The organism is Sutterella seckii (genome assembly GCF_009183815.1).
In the GTDB taxonomy this organism is placed as follows: Bacteria; Pseudomonadota; Gammaproteobacteria; order Burkholderiales; family Burkholderiaceae_F; genus Sutterella; species Sutterella seckii.
In genome coordinates this window covers 1-4,381 of the sequence record NZ_WEHX01000134.1, presented here as the reverse complement: position 1 = coordinate 4,381, position 4,381 = coordinate 1, and the positions used below count along the sequence as shown (strand labels likewise).

The window sequence follows — 4,381 nt, the reverse complement described above, 5'->3', positions numbered from 1 at the left end:
GCCATCCGCTGTTCTCTCCGGGCATGCGCATTTACAGCGATTCGACAGTGTCCAAGTTCCTGTCCTCAGTGAAGGACGAACAGATAGCTGGTTTTCTTAATGACTGGAACACGGATCGTGATCATAAGTCGCGCATCTACGTGTCTTATGATTCCACGAATAAGAACTGTCAGGCAGGGGATGTTGATTTTGTCGAGTTCGGGAAGGCCAAGGTTGACCTCGGACTGCCGATCTTTAATGTCGGCCTTGCCATGGACCAAAACAACCGGATCCCACTCTTCTATGAGCTCTATCCGGGGTCGATCAATGATGTCAGCCAGTTCAAATTCATGGTCGATAAGGCTGTCGGATACGGATACAAGAACATCGGCTTCATCATTGACCGCGGATATTTCTGTAAAGCCAACATCCGCTACATGGATGAAAAGAACTACGGTTTTGTCATGATGGTCAAGGGTTGCAAGCCGCTTGTTTGCGCCATCATCGATGAACACCGGGGTACCTTTGAAACACGCCGCGCCTGCAGCATTGCCGGGCATCACATTCACGGAACCACCGTCAAACGCAAGCTCTTCCCTGATGACGAGAGAGAACGCTACCTGCATCTGTTCTTCAGTCCCGTCAAAATGATGAAGGAACGCTGCCGTTTGGAAGATGAAATCGAGCAGATGCAACGACTTATCGAACGCTCCGTCGGCCAGCAGATCACTTTTGGTGAACCGCACACAAGATTCTTCGATTTTCTCTACGACGACGAAGGACGTCTCGTGACCGCTCTGGAAAAAACGGAGGCTGTAGAGAAAGAGCTGGAACGGTGTGGCTACTTCTGCATCGTTACGTCCGACAACATGAGCGCTCAGGATGCGTATCTGCTCTACTACGGCCGAGACGCCTCTGAAAAGCTGTTCCGAGCAGATAAAACGTTTCTGGGCTCAAAGACTGCTCGCGTACATTCCGCACGTTCCGTGAAGGCGAAAATGCTCGTCGAATTCATCGCGCTCATCATTCGGCAACGCATCTATTGCCTGCTTAAGGACGAAATGCTCAAGCTCAATGTACGCAAAAACTACATGACGGTGCCGGCCGCCGTCAAAGAGTTGGACAAGATTGAGTTGGTACGCATCAATCAAGGCAGATATCAGCTTGATCACGCAATTACGAAGAATCAAGAGGAGATTCTAAGAGCGTTTGGTTTGACGAAGAATCACGTCATGGCGCGCGCCAGCTCGATCTCCGAGATGATTGCAGGATCGGAAAACACCTCATTCACCGAGGAACCGGATGATGAGGATGAGGATGAGGACGGCGACGAAGATCTCTACATGACGGAGGTTTATGATGCCGAGGAATAAGTCCATCACCTCTATCGACAACCGGATCAAGAAGGTTCAAGAGGATCTGTTCAAGACGAAGGCTAGACTCGACAAACTGACCGCTGAGCTTCGAGGGCTTGAGCGTGAGAAGAAATTTCGTCAGGCAGACGCCATTCTTCAAGCGCTATCTAAAAGTGGCAAATCCCTCGATGATGTGCTGACATTTTTGGGGCGTTAACGAGCTTCTTGGCGTCGAGAGTAGGAAACCGCTGGAAATTCACGTAGGAGCGGTCGCCCGAGAGCGCCGTCGCAATCAGGTAGTTCTTTTCGTATGCACCGATGAAGTCGAGAATCGTGACGAATTCCTTACCCTCGAACTTTCTCAGTCCGCGCCCGAGCTGCTGGATGAAGATGATTGCGCTCTCAGTCGGGCGCATCAGAATGACTTGATTGATTTCAGGAATATCGACGCCTTCGTTGAAGATATCCACTGTCACAATGAATTCGAGAAGCCGTTCGCCTTCGCCCGAAACGAGGCGGGCAACGGCATCTTCTCGTGCCGCCTGACTGTCATCGCCCGTGAGCGCAAGTGCCGGACGATAGCATTCATTGAGATAGCGCGCGAGCGCCTCCGCCTCGCGCTTCGTGGAAACAAAGACAAGCGCTCGGCGCTTATTTCCGCTGTAGCCGTAGCGGTCGCACTCTTCGAGCATGTGCGCGAAGCGCTCGGGATCTTCGAGCCTTCTGAAATCATCGATTTTGTGCTTGGCCCCTCCCTTCTCGTTCGTCACCCAAAGGTCCGCAATGCCGAAGTAATGGAAAGGCGTCAGGAAATCGTTTTCAAGCGCCTGCTGAAGACGAATTTCATAGGCAATGTTGTGGTTGAAGAGCGCATAAATATTGAAGCCGTCATTGCGCTCCGGCGTCCCCGTCATGCCGAGCCAGAATTGGGGGACGAAGTGCGCCATGATCTTCCGGTAGCTTTCCGCTCCGGCGCGGTGGGCTTCGTCAATGATGATCATGTCGAAGGCGTCTTTGGGGAAGCTCTTCAACACAGCGTCCCTTGAGATCGTCTGCATGGTCGCGAAAACGAAATCGCGGTCCGACGCTTTATTGGTTCCCGAGAGGAGTCCGAAAGTGTGATCCTTTTCGCCTAAAACGCGCTTGAAGCTCTTCATCGCTTGCTTGGCGATCTGCTCGCGGTGAACGACGAAAAGCAGTCGCTTGGGAGCAAGCTTCTGCGCGGCGAAGGCGGACGCATACGTTTTCCCCGTGCCCGTTGCCGAAATGAGGAGCGCGCGATCCTGCTGATGCTGCGTCTTCAAGTCCCAGAGGCTCTTCACGAAAGCGGCCTGCATGGCATTGGGCACTACCTTTGCCTTTTCTTCCTCGCGGATCAGAAGCCGCCGCGCATCGGCCTGCGCCTCTGCGACAGCCTTATATTCGTACGCGTACGCGTCGATCACGTCGGCGAGGGGCTTCGCCTCCGGGCGATTCCAGAGATAGTCGAACTCCTTCTGGATGACCTCGGCAATTTCACCCGTCTGGCGCGAGAGGAGATTGAGATTCCATTCGCGCGTCGTCGTGAGCGCCGCCTGAGTCAAGTTCGACGAGCCCACAATGATTCGGCAGAGCTCCTTCGCGCTGAAGATGTAGCCCTTGGTGTGAAAGCCGTTCCCGGAATCCTCTTCCGTGCGGTACATGCGGACGTCCAGATTCTTGAAGGTGAGGAGCTTCCTCAAGGCATCGGGCTTCGTGAAGCGCAGATAGTCCGTCGTGAGGAGCCTGCCTTTGACGCCCCGAGCTTCAAGCGCCGTGAGCGCCGGAATCAAGGGCACTATGCCGCCCATCGTGATGAAGGCAACGCTGATCGAGAAGGAGTCGCACCACCCGAGCGCCTCTTCGATTTCATTCAAGACTTTGACGCCGCGGTCTCTGTCATTGAAGATGAGCGCGGTGCGGCTTTCAAGCGGCGACTCAGTGCGGCTGTCAATGAATGACGTGACCAGACTCTCGCGAATCATGGATTCGCTCGACCTCTCGTTGTTGATGGAAACGGGCATGCGCCTCCCCCAAAGTATTTTTCCCTTTTGCGCAGCTTAGCAGCCGCAAAGAAGGGCGAGAGAGAAAAACGCAGAGAGTGACGCTTCGGGCTCCATGCCCGTGCTTTTCCTCTCTCTGAGAACCGTTGAGGAGCGGTCTTCGAGCATCCATCCAGCGCTCATCGTTGATGCGGCTCAAACAATGCCTGCCTACTTCTGAATCGTCATGAAGAGCCTCGACGCGATTGATGCCAGGATGATGTCGTCGCCGATCACAGGCAGAAGATGAGAAAGGATTTTCGATCATGAACCTCGAGAGGTATTCGCCGCGTGCGTTTCTTCCTCCATCGCCCCGAATGAGTGAAAGGAGTGCCGCAATGAAGACGGAGCAGATCCTGCGGCAGTGGAAGGATGCGGGCTATGCCGTTCCATTGCTCGATGGGCCGCGCTTCGCGCTTTGGGATCTCGCGGACGGCATTGCGGATTACTTCCGCCGGGAAGGGAACGCCTTATTCGCCGAGGGCAAAGGAATTGAGGTGCCGATGCAGGCGCAGCTCATCGCGGGCGTTTTGGCGAAGCTCTGCCGGGAAGGCGTCATTCAGGACTTCAAAAAGGCACTGGATGAACAGAATGGCAGCGAATGCAGACGGCTCATGGCATTCGCGTACCGCGATGAGGCGAAAGACTTTTCAGAGATGGAGCCGTCGGATGTCTTCTCTCCATCCGCAGGATTGAAGGCGGATATCCCATATCGCTACCGAATTGGAAGGCCCTGGGGAAGCAGCGAGCGCGATGTGCGGGGAAAAATGGCGCTCCTCGAAAAGATTAAGACCGTCCGACTGACGAAAGGCGGAGAGGTCGTGATGGAAAATGCCGCCGAACTCGCTGCGCGCATTCAAAGCGGAATAGACATGAAGGCTGCAATCTTTGGTGACTACTCCCCGTCCAATTCTTCGAATTGGGCGAGGCTTCTCGCTTCTTCGGTCACAACCCGGATGTCTCCGGGATTTACACGACCTCAGCGAG

The 4,381-nt window shown here is 54.4% G+C and carries 3 protein-coding genes; 2 read left to right on the top strand and 1 reads right to left on the bottom strand.

The window, feature by feature from the left end:
• Positions 1–1,352: IS1634 family transposase (locus tag GBM95_RS11135; RefSeq protein WP_152159162.1), on the top strand; the 1,352-nt coding region annotated here is incomplete at its 5' end.
• A gap of 149 nt (positions 1,353–1,501) precedes the next feature.
• Here the strand turns inward: GBM95_RS11135 and GBM95_RS11130 are convergent.
• The gene (locus GBM95_RS11130; protein ID WP_152159161.1) at positions 1,502–3,376 is read right to left on the bottom strand and encodes a DEAD/DEAH box helicase family protein; all 1,875 of its coding nucleotides are present in this window, start codon (positions 3,374–3,376) and stop codon (positions 1,502–1,504) included.
• A 356-nt stretch (positions 3,377–3,732) separates the two neighbouring features.
• Between GBM95_RS11130 and GBM95_RS11125 the strand changes: the two genes are divergently transcribed.
• The coding region (locus GBM95_RS11125) for a hypothetical protein (RefSeq protein WP_152159160.1) at positions 3,733–4,381 on the top strand (649 nt) is incomplete at its 3' end.

What these genes read in the sequence shown, in the direction of transcription:
- GBM95_RS11130 (WP_152159161.1), bottom strand. Translation starts at nt 3,376, where the DNA reads ATGCCCGTTTCCATCAACAACGAGAGGTCGAGCGAATCCATGATTCGC.